The 18,438-nt window shown below is 61.6% G+C and carries 17 protein-coding genes; 13 read left to right on the top strand and 4 right to left on the bottom strand.

Annotated features, from left to right (window positions below):
• The first annotated feature begins 173 nt into the window (after positions 1 to 173).
• From dusB to Q0844_RS03470, 5 genes are all read left to right on the top strand, one after another.
• Positions 174 to 1,154 (top strand): tRNA dihydrouridine synthase DusB, encoded by a 981-nt coding sequence (gene dusB / locus Q0844_RS03490; RefSeq protein ID WP_299042138.1) that lies wholly within the window; start codon positions 174 to 176, stop codon positions 1,152 to 1,154.
• Positions 1,151 to 2,257, top strand: a complete 1,107-nt coding sequence (locus Q0844_RS03485) for an ATP-binding protein (protein WP_299042136.1) — start codon at positions 1,151 to 1,153, stop codon at positions 2,255 to 2,257. Before dusB ends, Q0844_RS03485 begins: the two co-directional genes overlap by 4 nt.
• Before the next feature lie 3 nt (positions 2,258 to 2,260).
• On the top strand, positions 2,261 to 3,622 hold the full coding sequence (locus Q0844_RS03480; RefSeq protein ID WP_299042135.1) for a response regulator: 1,362 nt from the start codon (positions 2,261 to 2,263) through the stop codon (positions 3,620 to 3,622).
• A 130-nt stretch (positions 3,623 to 3,752) separates the two neighbouring features.
• Positions 3,753 to 5,963, top strand: a complete 2,211-nt coding sequence (locus tag Q0844_RS03475; protein ID WP_299045190.1) for a PAS domain-containing sensor histidine kinase — start codon at positions 3,753 to 3,755, stop codon at positions 5,961 to 5,963.
• Positions 5,960 to 7,372 carry a sigma-54 dependent transcriptional regulator gene (locus Q0844_RS03470; RefSeq protein ID WP_299042134.1) on the top strand — a complete coding sequence of 471 codons (1,413 nt, stop codon included), beginning with the start codon at positions 5,960 to 5,962 and terminating at the stop codon, positions 7,370 to 7,372. Before Q0844_RS03475 ends, Q0844_RS03470 begins: the two co-directional genes overlap by 4 nt.
• 76 nt (positions 7,373 to 7,448) lie before the next feature.
• Here the strand turns inward: Q0844_RS03470 and Q0844_RS03465 are convergent, their stop codons facing one another.
• Complete coding sequence (locus Q0844_RS03465) at positions 7,449 to 8,462, bottom strand: ester cyclase (RefSeq protein WP_299042133.1); 1,014 nt, start codon at positions 8,460 to 8,462, stop codon at positions 7,449 to 7,451.
• A gap of 2 nt (positions 8,463 to 8,464) precedes the next feature.
• Positions 8,465 to 8,929 carry a hypothetical protein gene (locus Q0844_RS03460; RefSeq protein WP_299042131.1) on the bottom strand — a complete coding sequence of 155 codons (465 nt, stop codon included), beginning with the start codon at positions 8,927 to 8,929 and terminating at the stop codon, positions 8,465 to 8,467.
• 283 nt (positions 8,930 to 9,212) lie between these two features.
• Here Q0844_RS03460 and Q0844_RS03455 point away from each other — a divergent pair, with 283 nt between their 5' ends.
• The 3 genes from Q0844_RS03455 to Q0844_RS03445 all read left to right on the top strand — a co-directional run bounded on the left by Q0844_RS03455 (position 9,213) and on the right by Q0844_RS03445 (position 11,293).
• A complete protein-coding gene (locus Q0844_RS03455) occupies positions 9,213 to 10,136 on the top strand; it encodes a transglutaminase family protein (protein ID WP_299042130.1) in 924 nt (307 codons plus the stop codon).
• Positions 10,137 to 10,201: 65 nt separating this feature from the next.
• Positions 10,202 to 10,996 (top strand): DUF2380 domain-containing protein, encoded by a 795-nt coding sequence (locus Q0844_RS03450; protein ID WP_299042129.1) that lies wholly within the window; start codon positions 10,202 to 10,204, stop codon positions 10,994 to 10,996.
• Positions 10,997 to 10,999: 3 nt separating this feature from the next.
• Positions 11,000 to 11,293, top strand: coding sequence for a hypothetical protein (locus tag Q0844_RS03445; protein ID WP_299042128.1), 294 nt, complete (start codon positions 11,000 to 11,002; stop codon positions 11,291 to 11,293).
• Positions 11,294 to 11,520: 227 nt separating this feature from the next.
• Here Q0844_RS03445 and Q0844_RS03440 read toward each other — a convergent pair whose 3' ends face one another.
• Positions 11,521 to 12,234 carry an SMI1/KNR4 family protein gene (locus tag Q0844_RS03440; protein WP_299042127.1) on the bottom strand — a complete coding sequence of 238 codons (714 nt, stop codon included), beginning with the start codon at positions 12,232 to 12,234 and terminating at the stop codon, positions 11,521 to 11,523.
• A gap of 340 nt (positions 12,235 to 12,574) precedes the next feature.
• On the opposite strand from Q0844_RS03440, the gene Q0844_RS03435 reads away from it, so the two are divergent.
• The 5 genes from Q0844_RS03435 (at position 12,575) to hflX (ending at position 17,847) form a co-directional block, all read left to right on the top strand.
• A complete protein-coding gene (locus Q0844_RS03435; protein ID WP_299042125.1) occupies positions 12,575 to 13,117 on the top strand; it encodes an aspartyl/asparaginyl beta-hydroxylase domain-containing protein in 543 nt (180 codons plus the stop codon).
• A gap of 166 nt (positions 13,118 to 13,283) precedes the next feature.
• Positions 13,284 to 14,660 (top strand): Trk system potassium transporter TrkA, encoded by a 1,377-nt coding sequence (gene trkA, locus Q0844_RS03430; protein WP_299042124.1) that lies wholly within the window; start codon positions 13,284 to 13,286, stop codon positions 14,658 to 14,660.
• Positions 14,660 to 16,207, top strand: coding sequence for a potassium transporter TrkG (locus Q0844_RS03425; RefSeq protein ID WP_299042123.1), 1,548 nt, complete (start codon positions 14,660 to 14,662; stop codon positions 16,205 to 16,207). The genes trkA and Q0844_RS03425 overlap by 1 nt, the downstream gene beginning before the upstream one ends.
• Before the next feature lie 129 nt (positions 16,208 to 16,336).
• Positions 16,337 to 16,576 carry an RNA chaperone Hfq gene (hfq, locus tag Q0844_RS03420; protein ID WP_007119530.1) on the top strand — a complete coding sequence of 80 codons (240 nt, stop codon included), beginning with the start codon at positions 16,337 to 16,339 and terminating at the stop codon, positions 16,574 to 16,576.
• The gene (gene hflX, locus Q0844_RS03415) at positions 16,576 to 17,847 is read left to right on the top strand and encodes a GTPase HflX (RefSeq protein ID WP_299042122.1); all 1,272 of its coding nucleotides are present in this window, start codon (positions 16,576 to 16,578) and stop codon (positions 17,845 to 17,847) included. The genes hfq and hflX overlap by 1 nt, the downstream gene beginning before the upstream one ends.
• Before the next feature lie 35 nt (positions 17,848 to 17,882).
• Here the strand turns inward: hflX and Q0844_RS03410 are convergent, their stop codons facing one another.
• Positions 17,883 to 18,425 (bottom strand): pseudouridine synthase, encoded by a 543-nt coding sequence (locus Q0844_RS03410; RefSeq protein WP_299042121.1) that lies wholly within the window; start codon positions 18,423 to 18,425, stop codon positions 17,883 to 17,885.
• Positions 18,426 to 18,438: the final 13 nt, after the last annotated feature.

The raw sequence follows: 18,438 nt of genomic DNA, 5'->3' as shown, positions 1-18,438 counted from the left end.
CCTGCATCATGCCTGATCTCTAGGGGCTCTGCGGCGACCTGTCCATGGGGCTGGGGAGTGATTAAAATTTAGGCAATCGCATGCGAGTTGCCCCGTAAACAGACTTGAGACAATTGAGAAAACGCAAGGATTGCAGTAGCACAGAGCGACGCACAAGGATTAGGCACACCCTTATGGCCGTAGGCCCCCTCGACATGACAGCCCCCGTGATGCTGGCCCCGATGGCCGGAATCACCGACTTGCCTTTCCGCAGCCTCGTGGCGCGGTTCGGGGCCGGCATGGTTGTGTCCGAAATGGTGGCCAGCCACGATATGCTGAATGCCCGACCGGGCAGCCGCGAAAAGGCGGAACTGGGCTTGGGGGCGGACGGCACCGCCGTGCAGCTTGCAGGGCGCGAAGCGGCGCCAATGGCCGAAGCGGCCAAAATGGTTGCGGGGCAGGGTGCCAAGGTCATCGACATCAATATGGGGTGCCCGGCAAAGAAGGTGGTCAACGGCTATTCCGGTTCGGCGCTCATGCGGGACCCAGATCACGCGCTGACCCTGATCGAGGCGGTGGTGAATGCGGTCGACATCCCCGTGACGCTCAAGACCCGGTTGGGGTGGGATGACGCGATGATGAACGCGCCGGACATCGCGACGCGCGCCGAAGCGGCGGGCATTCGCCAGATCGTGATTCACGGACGCACCCGTTGCCAGTTCTACAAGGGCTGCGCCGATTGGGCCGCGATCCGCACTGTCGTTGATGCGGTGGACATTCCCGTCATCGCCAATGGGGACATCGTCGACGCGGCCACCGCGCGTCAGGCACTTGATCTTTCGGGCGCGCAAGGTGTGATGATCGGGCGCGGCGCACAGGGCAAGCCATGGCTGCTGGCCCAGGTGGCGCACGCGCTGTTCGGCACGCCCGCGCCACAGGTGCCCAAGGGGGCCGCATTTGCGGCGATGGTCATGGATCATTACGCCGCCATGCTGGACTTCTATGGTAATCTTTTGGGCCTGCGCGTGGCGCGCAAGCATCTGGGATGGTTCATGGATACCGCAGGCACGCCCACGGACATGCGCCGCGCCGTGCTGACCGCCAAGACACCCAAGGCCACGATGGACCTGCTGCCGCGCGCGCTCTGCCCCGAAACGGGGGTGGCGGCGGCATGACGGGTGCAGGTGATCTTTGGGCCTCCCTGCCGGTACCGGTCATCATCATCGGCCCTGACGACGATATCGTCGACATCAACTCGGCCGCCGAAGGGTTCTTCAATTCCTCGGTCAAGACGATGAAGGGCATGCCGCTTTGGGACGAACTGGCAGTGGACGCCCCGCTCGAGGACAGCCTGGCGCGGGCGCGCAAGAACGGCACGCCGTTGTTCGTGAACGATGTGGATGTGGGCCACGGCCAGCGTGCACCGCTGCAATGCGCGCTCCAGATCGCGCCGCTGATCGGTGCGCCCGATCACATGGTGCTGATGATCTCGCCCCGCGAATTGTCGGGGCGCATGACGCAGAACCATTCGGTCAAGTCCGCGGCCAAGTCCGCCATCGGCATGGCCGAGATGCTCGCCCACGAGATCAAGAACCCGCTTGCCGGGATCACCGGTGCGGCACAGCTGCTGTCCATGAACCTCAAGCCCGAGGATCTGGAACTGACCGACCTGATCGTGGAAGAGGGGCGGCGCATCGTCAAATTGCTGGAACAGGTGGAACAGTTCGGAAACCTGTCACCGCCCGACCTCAAGCCCGTCAACATCCACGACGTTCTGGACCGCGCCCGCCGCTCGGCGCTGCTGGGCTTTGGCGCGAACATGCGGATCATCGAGGATTACGATCCCTCCTTGCCCTTGGCATACGGCGACCCGGACCAACTGCTTCAGGTGGTGTTGAACCTGGTCAAGAACGCCTCTGAGGCCGCAGGCGACGCGGGCGGCACGATCCGCCTGCACAGCTATTTCGAACATTCCTACCGCCTGCGCCGCGCAGATGGGTCGGGCCAGTCGCTGCCCCTGCAGATCGAGATCATCGACGACGGTCCCGGCCTGCCCGAGGCCATCTCTGCCGACATCTTTGACCCGTTCGTGTCGGGCAAGGAAAACGGCACCGGCCTGGGCCTTGCCCTGGTATCCAAGATCATCTCGGATCACGGCGGCTGGATTTCCGTCACCTCCGTGCCGGGCAAGACCGTGTTTCGCCTGTCACTGCCCCGCGCGCCCAAATCCGCGCTGGTCAATTCCGACCCCGCCCCCACAGATCAACCAGAGGACTAGCACATGGATGGCACCGTTCTTGTCGCCGATGACGACCGCACGATCCGCACCGTTCTGACCCAGGCGCTCACGCGGGCGGGCTGCAAGGTGCATGCCACCTCGTCGCTCACCACGCTCATGCGCTGGGTGGGCGAGGGTAAGGGCGACGTCGTGATCTCGGACGTGATGATGCCGGATGGCAACGGGCTCGAAATGCTGCCCAAGATTTCCGAAGACCGCCCCGGCCTGCCCGTCATCGTGATCAGTGCGCAAAACACGATCATGACGGCAATCCAGGCGGCCGAGGCCGAGGCCTACGACTATCTGCCCAAACCCTTCGATCTGCCCGACCTGATGAAACGCACCGCCAAGGCGCTGGAACAAAAGGCGCACGCCCCCGCGCGCCAGGAAGACACAGACCGCCCGGACGAACTGCCGCTGGTGGGGCGCACCGCGATCATGCAGGCGCTCTACCGCGTCGTGGCGCGGGTGATGAACACCGACCTGCCGGTGCTGATCTGGGGCGAAAGCGGCACGGGCAAGTCGCTGATCGCCCGGGCCATCCACGACTTTTCCGACCGCCGCACATTGCCCTTCGTCACCGTCACCGCCGCCGAACTGCAGGACCTCGAAGGGCCCGCGCGGGTGCTTGCACGGGTCAAGGGCGGCACGCTCCTGATTGACGAAATCGGCGACATCCCCGAAGAACTCCAGGCCCGCATCGTGCGCATGATGGACACGCCCGGCGAATACGTCCCGCGCTTTCTGGCCACGTCGCAAACCGACCTGACAGCCGCGATGGAGGCGGGGCAGGTGCGCAAGGACCTCTATTACCGCCTGTCCGGTGCCACGCTCAACGTGCCTGCCTTGCGCGAACGGGTCGATGACATACCGCTGCTGGCGGATCACTTCCTGCTCAAGGGCGAAAAGACGGGCCAACCCCGCCGTGTGCTGTCCGACGCCGCCTCGGAAATTTTCCGCACCTATTCCTGGCCTGGCAATGTGCGGCAACTGGAAAACGCGGTGCGCCGACTTGGGCTGACCAGCCGGGCCGCCGAAATCACCGCGTCCGAGGTGGAACAGGTGCTGGGCAGCCAGCCCGAACTGGAACCGATCCGCAGCGCGGGCGACACGGACAAGCTGGGCGCTTCCGTGGCGCGGCATCTCAAGCGCTATTTCGACCTGCATGGGAATATGCTGCCACCGCCGGGGCTTTACCAGCGCATCCTGCGCGAGGTCGAGGCACCGCTGATCGAAATCGCGCTCGATGCCACAGGCGGGAATCAGGCGAAATGCGCCGACCTTCTGGGCATCAACCGGAATACTTTGCGCAAGAAGATCACAGATCTGGATATTGAGGTGACACGCCGCCGCAAGTTGATGTAATACTGCCACACAACCCGTGGCCGATGGGGCGCAGTGTTCCTCGGATCACCGGATATGGCGGTACGGCACCAAAGGTGCCACATCATAAAGGGCGCACCGAGTGGCATCCGAAACACGCACCAGCTGGTGGATGACGCTGGGCCGTTTGCGGCGACGCAGACGTGTGCGCAACTTTGCGACGCTGGGGCTGGTCCTGCTGGGGCCGGTGCTGGCGCTGGCGACGTTCCTGGTGCTGGGGCCGCTTGATCAGGGGGCGAACGCGCTGTCGCTGCGGCTGGTCCTGCTGGCCGACCTGGTCTATGTCCTGCTGGTGGGCGCGCTGGTGCTGTCGCAAATCGGACGGCTGATCGCGGCGCGCCGGGCCAAATCCGCAGGCTCCCGGTTGCATTTGCGTCTTACCGGGGTGTTTGCCCTGCTGGCCCTGATCCCGACGGTCACGGTGGCCGTCTTTGCCGGTCTGACCGTGAATATCGGCCTCGAAGGGTGGTTTTCGGACCGGGTCAGCCGCGTGGTCGGGGCCTCTCTTGCCGCCGCCGAGGCGTACGAGACCGAACAGCGCAGCGATCTGATCACGGACGCGCGGGCATTGGCGCGCTATATCGACACCGTGCGCGGGGCGCAGCCGGTGGGCGACCGCGAGGTGCTGACAGAGGGACAATTGCAGGTCCAGCGCGGACTGCGCGAGGCGTATCTGATCGACGGGACAGGCGAAATTCGCGCCCGGGGCGACCGGTCCTACCTGTTTGATTTTGAAAAACCCTCCGCGGACCAGATCAGCCAGTCCATCGACACCGGTGGGCTGGTGATCCAGGACTGGCCCAACAACGAATTCCGCGCGCTTGTGCCGCTGGCCAGCTATGTGGACCGCTTTCTTTATGTCAGCCGCGATGTGGACGGCGAAATTCTGTCCCTGCTGGATGAAACCAAGGAAACCGTGCGCCTGTATCAGCAGTTGGAAAGCGAACGGGGCACGGTGCTGTTTCAGTTCGGGCTGCTCTATCTCGGCTTTGCGGTGATCCTGATCCTGGCGGCGATCTGGCTGGGTCTGTGGTTTGCCGAACGCCTGTCAGGCCCCGTGGGGCGTCTCACCGGGGCGGCGCAGCGGGTCGGGGCGGGCGATCTTGACGTTCAGGTGCGCGAAGAGGAAGGCGATGACGAAATCGCCATGCTGGGCCGCTACTTCAACCAGATGACCAAGCAGTTGAAGGGCCAGCGCCAGACGCTTCTGGCCAATACCGAACAGATCGAACGCCGCCGCCGGCTGTTCGATTCGGTGCTCAGTTCCGTCACATCGGGCGTTGTCGGTGTGGACGCGCATGGGCGCGTGACGTTTGTGAACCGCTCCGGCGCGACCCTGCTGAACTGGCAAGAGGGGAAAGAGGCGGTGCCGCTCGCCGTGGCTGTGCCCGAATTCGCGGCCCTGTTCGCCCTGCTGCGTGCAAGCCCCCAAGAGGTGGCGACGGGCGAGGTGAAGGTGACGCGGGGCGGGCGACTTGAAAACCTGCTGGTGCGCATGGCAACCCGCCGCAGCGTCGAAGGCACGCTCGAAGGATATGTGGTCGCCTTCGATGACGTGACAGATCTGGTATCGGCCCAACGCATGGCCGCCTGGGGTGATGTGGCCCGCCGCATCGCGCACGAGATCAAGAACCCGCTGACCCCGATCCAGCTCAGCGCCGAACGGATCAAGCGCAAGTTCAGCCCCAAACTGGGGGACGACAGCGAAAGCCTGGACCAGATGACCGACGTGATCGTGCGCCAGACGGGTGATCTGCGCCGCATCGTGGACGAATTTTCAAAATTCGCCCGCATGCCCGAACCGGAACGCAAGTCCGAGGACCTGGTGCAACTGGTCCGCGACGCGGTGTTGTTGCAGCAGTCCGGCCAGCCGGACGTCGAGATTGCCGCCGATTTGCCCACACAGGCGATCCAGGCCGAAGTCGACGCGACAATGATTTCGCAAGCCTTGACAAACCTGGTGAAGAACGGCGGAGAAGCCATTGATACGCTGAAGGAAAAAGGCGTACCAGATGGGCATGCCCCACGGATCGAGGTCCGCATGACCACCGGACCTACCGGGGCCGTCATCACCATTTCGGACAATGGCATCGGTCTGCCCGAAGACCGCGCGCGTCTGTTCGAACCCTACGTCACCACCCGCGACGAAGGCACCGGCCTTGGCCTGCCCATCGTCAAGAAGATCATCGAAGAACACGGGGGCACGCTGACCCTCGAAGACGCGGCCCCGTTTGCGGGCCAGACCCATAGCGGCGCCATGGCAGTCATCACACTGCCCGTCATGGCACCCGCCCATGAAGATGAGAAAGAGGAAGCAGTATGAGCGACATTCTGATCGTGGACGACGAACGGGACATCCGGGAGCTGATTTCGGATATTCTCGAAGATGAAGGCTTTGCCACCCGGCTTGCGGGCAATTCCGACGACGCCATGGCCGCCATCAACACCGAGGAACCGGCGCTGATCATCCTCGACATCTGGCTCAAGGACAGCCGGATGGACGGGATCGACATTCTCAAGGCGGTCAAGCGCGACAATCCCGGTGTGCCGGTGGTCATCATCTCGGGACATGGCAACATCGAGATCGCGGTGGCCGCGATCAAGCAGGGGGCCTACGACTTTATTGAAAAACCCTTTAATATCGATCAGTTGCTGGTCGTTATTCGCCGCGCGATGGAAACCAGCCGTCTCCGGCGCGAGAACCAGAGCCTGCGCCGGCCCGAAGCCGCACAGGCCAAGATGATCGGTGCCTCTGCCAGCTTCCGCGCGCTGATCTCGCAACTGGACAAGGTGACCAAGTCCAACGGTCGCGTGATGCTGACCGGCCCCGCCGGATGCGGCAAGGAGGTCGCGGCGCGCTACATCCATGCCAAGTCGAACCGGGCAGACGCGCCGTTCATCACGGTCAACTGTGCCGGTGTAGCCCCCGAAAACATGGAAGAAGTCCTCTTTGGCAGGGAAGGTGCCGAACGCGGGGTCGAGCCGGGCCTGCTGGAGCAGGCCCATGGCGGCGTGATCTATTTCGACGAAGTCGCGGATATGCCGCTGGGCACCCAGTCCAAGATCCTGCGCGTGCTTGTTGATCAACAATTTCAAAGGGTTGGCGGGACAGACAAGGTGCGCGTCGATCTGCGCGTGATTTCGTCCACAAACCGCAACCTCGAAGAGGCGATTGCCGCCGAAACCTTCCGGCAAGAGCTGTACCACCGCCTGAACGTGGTCCCGATCGCCGTGCCCAGCCTGGAAGAACGGCGCGAGGATATCCCGGTCCTGGCCGCGCATTTCATCGAGGAATGCAACGCCGCCCAGGGCCTGCCCAAGCGCGAACTGACCGAGGACGCGGCGGCGCTGATGCAGACGATGGTGTGGCCCGGGAACGTGCGTCAGTTGAAAAACATGGTGGAACGCGTGTTGATCCTGGGGGACGGGACGGGCCCCATCGACGCCAAGGAATTGCCCGGCGCAGACGAGCCCGAGGGCGAGGAAGGGCGCGTGGTTCTGTCTGGCGCGCTTGCAACCCTGCCGCTGCGCGAGGCGCGCGAGGCGTTCGAGCGCGAATACCTGCTGACCCAGATCAACCGCTTCGGCGGCAACATCAGCCGGACCGCGAATTTCGTCGGCATGGAACGGTCGGCCCTGCACCGCAAGCTGAAGTCGCTGGGTGTCGTGACCTCGTCCAAGGCGGGCGCGCGGGTGGCGCATCTGGATGAGGAAGAGGCGCAGGCGGGCTGAAAATCTGTCCCCGCGGGGACAGATTCGAAAAAGTCAATGATTTCAGGATCTTGAAATTTCCAAAGGTTAAAACCCGTTAACCTTTGCGCACCTCAAGCTGTGCCAGTACGTCAAGACCCTGCATGTTCAGAAAGTGCAGGATGTCGATAAAGACCCAGTTCTCGGCCAGCTTGTCCCCGTCGCGGCGATAGATATCGACAACGCGCATGTCGGCCTTCTTGCCGGATGGGGGCAGGCCCAGATACGGGCCGGTGCACGCCATCGTCAGGTTCGGCCAGCCAAAGAACCCGCCATAGGTCCCTTCGGCCATGCGGCAGATATGGCCGTTGAAGGTGCGGTCCCCAAGCTGGGTGCGGAACGGGCGCTGATGCTGTTCGATATAGCGGTCGATCGTATAGGTGGCCCCGATCCCGGTAGGGCCCCACCAAAGCATGTCGTCATGCCAATCGCGGGCAAGTTCCTGTGCGGGCGGCAGTGGCGTATCTGATGCGTTCGCCTGCGTGATGGCGTCCATCATCGCGTGGATGCGGTTCAGCGTCTCCTGGCCCGTCGCGGGGTCCTGATCTTCAAAGAGAAGACCATCATGGGTCAGCGGCCCCGGCTGGACCAGTTGGGCGCCGGTCATGCCGGGCAGGGGGTACTGGCCCGCCTGCGCCATGAGGTGCAGCAGGTCCACAAAGAGCGCCTGTTCGACAATCCGGTCGCCTTCGACCTTCGAAAACTCGGCATAGCGCACCATGGTGATCTTGCGCGTCGGCTGGATGCCCAGAAAGGGCGCATCGAAGAGGCCCATGAGATGGCCCATCGAGGCAACCCATGTCCCGCCGCCTGCGTCCAGATGATTGTGCCCGGCAAAGAAGATGTCCTGCCGCCGCTGGACCCGTGACATGGCGGCCAGAAACGGGGACCAGAACGCGTCGGCCACGGCCTGCGGCCCGCGCTGTTCGTGAAAGGGGTGCATGCCACGCCACAGCGTGTCGGGCAGAAAGTGCTGCGACAGGGTGGTGAAACAGCATGCGGGTTCGGCCCGTGCAAGGGCTGCGTGATGCGCCAGAACAATTGCTTTGGCATGGGCGAGGGTGGTGGTCATGTTCATCCTTGGGTGACGATGCGGAACCGGCCATCACCGGTTCTGATGGCGCAGCTGCGCCCGTTGAGCCGGGGCAGGGTTGTCGACGGGCCCGGCGGTGCGGCCTGTGCCACCCCTTGGGGACAGGCGGGAATTTCGACCGGGCGATAGCCCAGATCGCCCATGCACTGCCCCTTGACCCGAGCGCGCAGCTGGGCGTTGACATCGACTGTGTAGATCTCGCCCGGGACCCAGAACCCGCCACGGGTGTGGCAGTGGCCATCGGCGCGGCAGACCCGGCGTGGAACGTAGCGCGGTGCGCCCTGTCGCACCGTGTTGGCGACCGGAGCGTCCCGCAGCGCCTGCACATCGCAGGTCGTGGTGTCCCGTTCGAACTGTGCCAAGCTGACGCCCTCGGCATAGTAGGTCGAGAGGGGCAGGCAGCCGGACAGGGCCACGGGCAGGGCGAGGGTAAGCAGGACGCGCATCGCGGGGACATTGCCGCAGCTTGGAGGCTTTGGCAATTGGGGTTTGGACGGGCGTTTCCGGCGGTCGTGAGCCGCGTTTGATCCGTGACCACCGGAACGGCGGCAGAGAGCCCAAAGCTCCAAATGCTGCGTGGTGCCCCGATGTCCGCTTCCACGGTCCCTAAAGTCAACATTGTCGATGCCGAAGAGATTACAAGCGCGATTCCTTCAATTCTGCAAATTCATCGTTGATTTCAGTTGGACGCAGAACCTAGGGTTGCAGCAATCGACTCATGGTGTGCGAATGCGGTTTATTGTTCTTTCTGTTTCTCTAGTATGGGTTTTCGCTAGCTCCGCATTTGCCGACATCCGCGCTGACGTGCGCGAGCTATTCACTCACAACATGGACGCCCTCGATTTTGCTCGCGTGAAAATCGAAGTGGATCGCATGATTGATTCCAGTATCGATGTTGAAGCGCAACTGGTTCAAATCGATGACATGGTTGCCGCAATCCGTGCGATGCTGCCGCGCAATGCCGATAGTTGGACAAAGGTGGAAGCAATCCGGCGCTATATCTATCAGCCAGGGCCATGGAACGATGGCAGGGCATTCAGCTATGACCACGATGATCCTTACGGCCTGGATGTGCGCAACAAGTTGTTGAGCGACTATATCCAAGATCGACGCGGCAACTGCATCACTATGCCATTCTTATTCGTTATTCTTGGGCAACGGCTTGGGTTGGATGTGACACCTGCCATGGCCCCATTGCATGTCTTTGTGAAGTTCACCGTCGATCAGGGCGTCACACACAATCTCGAAACCACCAGTGGGGCCGGGCGAGCACGGGATCAACACTACCGAGAACTGCTGCCTATCACGGATGCAGCGATTGCAAATGGCGTGTTCCTAGCCCCACTGAATGCGGAACAGTCCGTCGCGGTCATCGCCGCAGTGGTTGTCGAAGAGCTGATTGAGCAGGAGCGCTATCATGATGCCATTGCCGTGGCGGAAATCCTGATCGAGCATTATCCGATGTTCGCCTACATCATGGTGAAGAAAGCTACGGCATCTTATCACCTGCTGCGCACGGAGTTCCACGAGAAGTACCCGAATGTGCAGGACGTGCCCGAAGATCAGCGCCCTTATCTGGCTTACCTTCAGCGTGTGAACCAAGGTTCTTTTCAACAAGCGGAATCTTTAGGTTGGCGACCTCTGCAAAGATAGGTTAGCGTAAAATGCGAATTGAAAGACTGGGGTGTTAGATGCTTCGCATTTTACAGCAATTTATAATGACCACGCTATTTGCGATCTTTGCGTCGCAGGCATCCGCCATGTTTATTCAGCCAGATTGGTGGGAAGTAGATGATCCTGCCGTTGGCACAAATCGCTACTCCTATTCTCCCAATGACCCAATAAATCTGGCGGACCCTGGCGGAAATGCCCCGGACTACGGATATGGGACTCCTGACAGTTATTACAGCGGAAGACACGCAAGCGGTGATGATAGTGGATCACGGGAAACTCGGCAAGAACACTATGAACGCCTTTTGGAGTTTACGTCTACTGACTTCTATAATGGCCAATCACCTGAAGAGAGAGCTTATAGCCTGAACGCGGCCGATTGGGCCGAGTATCTGCAATCGGGTGAGCTCGGATCAGGTGATTTTATATTTGATTTTTTAGGTCTAGGAGCCACAGCGCTTGCAAGAAACGCTGCGAACCTGTCCGTCAAGCAGCTTGATGATCTTGCCAAGGCTGCAGCAGCTGCTGCAGCGGCTTCGGGATCGAAGCAAGCGTCACGGTTGGTGGTACACAAACATCATCTTTTTTCTCAGCAATTCAAAGGTTTCTTTAAAAATGCTGGAATAGACATCGACAACTATACTGTGGCACTGGGGAGGACAGTTCATTTGTCGAAGGTTCACGGAAGAGGTGGCGGCGCTCTTCGAGGAAATTGGAACAAAGAATGGTCAGACTTCATATCCAAGAATCCAAACGCGAATCGTGAGCAGATTTTTCAACAAATGAACAAAATGAGACGGGATTTCCACCTAGATGATTTACCAATTACTCCATACAGGTGACTAATGAGCTGGCCAGAATATAAAGTCGTACTGACGCCGCTTACCGACGAGGCGCAGGAAAAAATGGGGTTCAAGTGGGCAGACCCCCATATCGGGACTAGGTCAAAAGTAGGTGGCTCGCCGGATTTCCTTCAAGACCATGAAGCTCAGGTTTGTCCATCATGTGGCGCAGAAATGACCTTTATTGCTCAAATCGACTCTATCGGTGAAGAGATGACTTTTGCCGATGTAGGTATGCTGTACGTTTTCGTGTGTTTTGGCTGCTTCAAAACATCAGCGTTCGTTCAAAGCGGTTAACTTCACATAGTGAACCCTATGGGCGTCGGAGCCTCAAAGTTCAGCCAACTCTAAGCGGCCATTGGCGCTAACGCAGCGAAAGTGCGGTTTGTCCTGCCAAGCCGACCTCGGGTGCGGACCTGAGGCCGAAATTCCCGAGCGTTTGTGTCAGATGACCGGTCTGAGCCCATTTTGTCTTACTGCCGCATGTCTCAACAGGGCAAACGCAGCTTCAGGATTGTCGGCGACTACTTCTTTCGAAACACGCTGAGCTTGGTGAAGGTCTTGTGCAAAACTGAATCCTCTTTCTTTCTTCTATCTGACGTTTCTTTGCCCAATGCTTCCCAATTATCCGTATTTCCTGGCAGTCGTGGGACCTCGCCAGTTTCTCGGCCTTCGTCGTCGTACCGCGACAGTTGTCTCGCAATCTCTTGATTGAGAAATTCCGTTAATGACGGCCACTTCATGGCGACCAAATCGTGGTCTCTATTGATCAATTCAACTTCGCCAACGCTCGTGAGATACAGATGGCCTTGCGAGTATCGAGGGCCATTCATGGCCCCCAAGCCAAAGTGGCCTTCTGGAATGAACTCTGGTCGAGTGTAGAAAACATTTTGGTATCTGATACTTATCGGCTGCCCGATACCTTCAGCGTCTCGGACGGTCTGGCCACCAGTCGCTCCGTGCAACGAGATGCCCATAATTCTCGCGCCATTAAACGAACTAAGAATATCTCGATAGGGTTGCGGCAAGTATCGTTCACTCTCTGCCTCGGCATCATCAAGCCCAGCATCCGAAAGACCCGGATAAAAGCGACACAGATATGCGTGTGGAGCTACATTCGGAACATGGCCAGTAGCGAATGCACCATCATCCGTTTCCAGATAGCCCAGCCTGTCCCATCTACTGCGTATTTCTTGCGCGAGGTCTAGGATTACCTTCGCCACTTTTTCGTCTTTCAAAGGCGTCACCGACTACAGCTGCTGTCGGGGCCTTGGCTACAAGCCTTGGTCTACAGTGGCAATCCGATTGCCTCCAAGGTCAGCTTCGTCCCGCAAAGCCGCCGGTGGCAAGTCGCCGCATCCAAGACATTTTTGGTGCACCGCCGTGCTGCGCCTTGCGCATCGTCCTTGCCCCCGGCGTCGGGCGATGGCCTGGGTGGCCCCGCGACTGGATCGTGGTCTGTCCCCCTTGAACAGGCACTTCCCGGGGGACGCGGGCCTTCCCCTGTGCCGCCGCGGCCATTGCTTGACGCTTTGCCTGTGCCACCCCTAGTCTTCTGGTCATTCCCGAGGGGCAGTCATGACACAGGCACCTGATCGCATAAAACTACCGTTCCACTATGACGCGGGGCGCATGCTGGATGAACTTTCATCCGACTTGGCCAAGCCGTTTCTGTATTATTCCGTTGTCATGCTGACCGTGCCGCCGGATCTGAGCGCCCATACGGGGGCGTCCCGGGCCCCGTCGAAGGACAACGGCGATCTGAGCGACATCCCATACACCAAGTCGATCATCGACGGGTTTCGTGCCCATACGGTGGTCACCCTGACGCGGCTGCTGCGGCTGGAGGCCGGGGCCGAGGTGCAGGAACATACTGACCCGACCCTTGGCCTGGATGTGCCAGACAGCGTTGTCCGGTTGACGATCCCCATTACCCCCACGGATGACGTGGAGTTCCTGTTGAATGGCGACCCGGTCCCGATGCAGCCGGGCGAGTGCTGGTACATGAAGCTGAACGATCCGCACCGTGTGCTGCATCACGGCACCCAAGAGCGTGTCAACCTGACACTTGATGTGGTCCCGAATGCATGGGTGTTGGACCAGTTGGGGGTGGCCGCCTGAGGTTGCGTACCGCGCGCGCGATTGTTTCGCCGTGATCCGGCCCCGCATCACCGCCTGCGCCCCGATGCGCGCCTGACGCCCCGCCAAGCGTTGACCGCATGCCCCCTGTCTGTCATGCAAAGAGGCTGAATGCGCCGTGTGCTGGCGCGTCGAAACGGGGACATGGATGAAAGTCATCATCTGCGGGGCAGGCCAGGTGGGCTGGCAGATTGCCCGCCACCTGTCGGGTGAGCGCAACGATGTGACGGTGGTCGACAGTGACCCCGATCTGGTGCGCCGGGCCACCGATACGCTGGATGTGCAGGGGGTTGCGGGCTTTGCCAGCTATCCGGATGTGCTGGACCGCGCGGGGGCGCGCGACGCCGACATGGTCATTGCCGCCACCCATTCCGATGAGGTCAACATGGTCACCTGTCAGGTGGCCCATTCCGTGTTCGGCATCAACCGCAAGATCGCGCGTCTGCGCAGCCAGTCCTATCTGACCGCCATCTATTCCGACCTTTATCGTCGGGATCACATGCCCATCGACGTGGTGATTTCGCCCGAGCGCGAGGTGGCCGCCGCCGCCTTGCAGCGCCTGAGCGCGCCTGCGGCCTTTGACACCGAACTGTTCATTGACGGGCAGGCCCAGCTTCTGGGTATTGCGCTGGATGCCGATTGTCCGGTGCTCAACACGCCTCTGCGTCAGTTGACCGACCTGTTTTCGACCTTGCGTGTTGTCGTGGTGGGCGTGCGCCGCGAGGGCACGCTGTTTGCCCCCGAAGCGTCGGACCAGTTATTCGAGGGGGACGAGGCCTATGTCTTTGCCCATGTGGATGACGTGCCGCGCACCATGGAGGTGTTTGGCAAGACCATGCGCAAGCAGGAGCGTGTGGTACTGGTGGGTGGCGGCAATGTCGGCCTGACCGTGGCCCGCGCCCTTGAGAAACGCGCCAGCCGGGTGCGCGCCAAGGTGATCGAGCGGAACCGCCGTTGTGCGGAACTGGCCGCCGAAGCGCTGGAGCGGACCATTGTTCTGCACGGCGACGGGTTGGATGTGAACCTGCTGACCGAGGCGGGGGTGAGCCGGGCCGATGCCATGCTGGCCGTTACCGACGACGACAAGACCAACATGCTGGCCGCCGTGCGTGCCAAATCCGAGGGCTGTCCCTATGCCATTGCGCTGATCAACGACCCGACGCTGGTGCCGATGATGGGCCCCCTGGGCATTGACGCCTATATCAACCCGCGCGCTACGACCGTGTCATCCATCCTGCGCCATATTCGCCATGGCCGCGTGCGCTCTGTCTACTCCATCGGCGATGCGGATGCCGAGGTGATCGAGGCCGAGGTGCTGTCGACGTCGCCCATGGCGGGCAAGAAGATCAACGAGATAGACTTTCCCGAAGGGGTGCTGATCGGGGCCATTCGCAAGGGTGACAAGGTCAGCCGCCCCGTCGGCAGCACCCGTATTGACGAAGGTGACGTGATCGCCATCTTTGCCCTGGCCACTGATGTGCCCGAGGTGGAGCGCCTGATGCAGGTGTCCATCGACTTTTTCTGATGCAGGGACGGGTTCAGCCGCGCCAGCCCTTTTGGCTGTCGGTTCTGCAATTGCCGCTGTTCCTGCTGCTGGTGGGGGTGTTTTCCGCCGCGATGCTGGTGCCCGCCATCTATGGGGGCGTGGTGCGCGAATTGGTGGCGGCGCGGGCGTTTCTGTATTCGGGTGTGCTGGGCCTTGTGATCTTTGCCCTGATCGGGTTGGCCCATGCGGGACGCGACCCGCGCCATGGCCCCCTTGGGCCGCTTGTGTCGCTGCTGAGCGCCTTTGTCATCCTGCCGGCCCTTCTGGCGGTGCCGTTTTACGAGGGGCTGCGCACAACCACGTTCCTGAATGCCTATGTGGAGATGGTGAGTGCGGTGACAACCACCGGGGCCACGATGTTCGACGATCCCGGGCGGCTGAACGGGACGCTGCACCTGTGGCGCGCCATCGTCGGGTGGCTGGGCGGATTGCTGATGTGGATCGCCGCCTCGGCCATTCTGGCGCCCCTGAACCTCGGTGGTTTCGAAGTCACCGCGCGGGCCGAACCGGGCCGATCCTCGAGCCGCGACATCGGGATGAGCGCGCCCGAGGTGCGTGCGCGTGTTGCAAAGGTCGCGGCGGTGCTGATCCCGATCTATGCCGGGCTGACCCTGTTGCTGTGGGTTCTGCTTGCGGTGGGCGGGGACGAAGGTCTGGTTGCCCTGTGCCACGCGATGGCGATCCTTGCGACCTCAGGCATCTCGCCGGTGGGCGGACTGGAGACGGCAGGGTCCGGGATGGCGGGTGAGGCGGTCATGCTGCTTTTCATGCTGTTCGCCTTGTCGCGTTTGACGTTCTCGACCGACACGACCACCGCTGAATCCGGCGGGCTGTGGCAGGACCCCGAATTTCGCATCGGGGCGGCGGTGGTGATTGCAGTGCCCCTGTTCCTGTTTCTGCGTCATTTTCTGGGGGCCTATGACGTGGCCGCCGAAACCGACCTTGTGGGCGCGGGCCGGGCGTTGTGGGGCAGTGCGTTTACCGTCATGTCCTTTTTGACCACCACCGGGTTTGCATCGGCCAATTGGGTCGACGCACAGGCGTGGTCCGGGCTTGAGACGCCGGGGCTGCTGCTGATGGGTCTTGCGCTGATCGGGGGCGGCGTTGCGACCACGGCGGGCGGGGTCAAGTTGCTGCGGGTTTTTGCACTTTATCGCAATGGCGTCAGGGAGATGGAGCGCCTTGTGCATCCGTCCTCTGTCAGTTCGGCCGGGCCACGCGCGCGGCGGTTGCAGAAAGACGGCGCGTTCATCGCGTGGATCTTCTTTATGCTTTTTGCGCTGACGCTGGCGCTGATCACCATTTTGCTGGCCTTTACAGGCGTGGCGTTCGACACCGCGCTGGTGCTTGCGGTTTCGGGTCTTTCGACCACGGGGCCGCTTTTGGATGTGGCCAAGGATGCGCCCATTTCGCTGACCGATCTTGGCGGTGCGGCCAAGGGGATTTTCACGGCCGCGATGGTTCTGGGCCGCCTGGAAACGCTGGCCATCATCGCCCTTTTCACTCCGGATTTGTGGCGCGGGTAGGCGGGGTGTCGCGGTAGGTCCGTAACGGACTGTTTTTTGGGGTGGAATCTTTCTAAACCCCACGACATACTCCGCCCGGAGGGACGGTCTGATCCGCAGGCCTAAGCAAGAAAAAAAGGGTTAACCGACATGGCTTCGGACCGACAGAATTTGCAGGATGCATTCCTGAATCACGTGCGCAAGACCAAGGTGCCCGTGACGATTTTCCTTATTAATGGTGTGAAATTGCAGGGTGTTATCACGTGGTTCGACAATTTCTGTGTCTTGCTGCGCCGTGATGGCCAAAGCCAGTTGGTCTACAAGCATGCCATTTCGACCATCATGCCCAGCCAGCCGATCAGCCTCTATGAGGGCGAAGACGCCTCTTGATGGGTGAGCAGCCGGAGTTCACCCGCGCCTGGGTGCTCCACCCCGATATCAAATCCGATCCGAACCGGCGCGAGGCAAAGTTCGCGCTGGCCGAAGCCGTGTCCCTGGCCCATGCGCTGCCTGAACTGGATGTCGTAGGCAGCGAGATCGTGCCCTTGCCGCGTGTGCGCGCGGGCCTGTTGTTCGGGTCGGGCAAGATCGAGGAACTGGCGACCCGTCTGCATGATGCCGAGGTGGAACTGGTTCTGATCGACGGGCCTGTGACCCCCGTTCAGCAGCGCAACCTGGAAAAGGCCTGGAAGGTCAAATTACTGGACCGCACCGGGCTGATCCTGGAGATTTTCAGCGACCGTGCCGCCACCCGCGAGGGTGTGTTGCAGGTCGAGATGGCCGCCCTGAGTTACCAGCGCACGCGTCTGGTGCGGGCCTGGACGCACCTGGAACGCCAGCGCGGTGGTTTGGGTTTTGTCGGCGGTCCGGGCGAGACGCAGATCGAGGCGGACCGCCGTGCCATTGACACACAACTGGTCCGTCTGCGCCGACAACTGGACAAGGTGGTCAAGACCCGGACCCTGCACCGCGCGGCGCGGGCCAAGGTGCCGTATCCGATTGTGGCGCTGGTCGGCTACACCAATGCGGGCAAGTCCACGCTGTTCAATCGCCTGACGGGGGCCAATGTGATGGCCAAGGATATGCTTTTTGCCACGCTGGACCCGACCATGCGGCGGGTCGAGTTGGAGGATGGGCCGGAGGTGATCCTGTCGGACACGGTTGGGTTCATCTCGGACCTGCCGACCGAGTTGGTGGCGTCGTTCCGGGCGACGCTGGAAGAAGTTTTGGCGGCCGACATCATTCTGCACGTGCGCGATATTTCGCATCCCGAGACCGAAGCGCAGGCCGCGGATGTGCGCACGATCCTGACGGATCTGGGCGTGGGGGAGGGCCGCGAGATGGTCGAGGTCTGGAACAAGATCGACCTTTTGCCCGACGAGGAGGCCGACGCCGCCCGTGCGCGGGCCGAGCGGGACGACGACGTCTTTGCCATGTCCGCGATCACCGGCGAGGGGATCGACGCGTTGCTGGCCCATGTGGCGACGACCCTGCAAGGGGCGGTGATGGAGGAGACGCTGCGGTTGCCCTATGCCGAGGGCCGCAAGCGCGCGTGGCTGTTCGAGCAGGACGTGGTGCAGGCAGAACGTCAGGGCGAGGACGGGTTCCAGTTTGACGTGCGGTGGACCGCGATCCAGAAGGCGCGCTTTGACGGTCTTTGATCCCGGGGCGCCGCACACCCGCGCCGTGCAGGGTCTCAGGCGTGGCGCCATTGCCCGGGCTGCAAGTCGCCCAACGTCCAGTCGCCGATCTTTATGCGGACGAGCCGGAGTGTCGGAAAGCCCACATGCGCTGTCATCCGCCGCACCTGTCGGTTGCGCCCCTCCGTCAGCGTCAGTTCCAGCCAGCTGTCGGGCACTGACTTGCGTGCCCGGATCGGTGGGTCCCGGTCCCAGATGTCGGGGGGGGTGATGGCGCGGGCCCTGGCCGGTTTGGTTGGTCCGTCCTTGAGCGTGATGCCGCGGCGCAATTGGATCAGGGCATCTTCGGTGATCATTCCCTCGACCTGTGCGAGGTAGGTTTTGGGCGCCTTGTATTTCGGGTGTGCGATCCTGGATTGCAGCGCGCCATCGCTGGTCAGCACCATCAGCCCTTCGCTGTCGCGGTCCAGCCTGCCTGCGGCGTAGACACCCGGCACGTCGATATACTGCGACAGGGTGGGCCGGGATGCGCCCGCGGTGCCCTTGTCGGTGAATTGGGACAAAACGCCGAATGGCTTGTTGAACAGGATCGTTGTCACGGGTTGCACAGCC

Source organism: uncultured Tateyamaria sp. (genome assembly GCF_947503465.1).
Taxonomy (GTDB): domain Bacteria; phylum Pseudomonadota; class Alphaproteobacteria; order Rhodobacterales; family Rhodobacteraceae; genus Tateyamaria.
The sequence above is the reverse complement of the archived record's forward strand: the minus strand, read 5'-3'. Positions and strand labels throughout refer to the sequence as shown.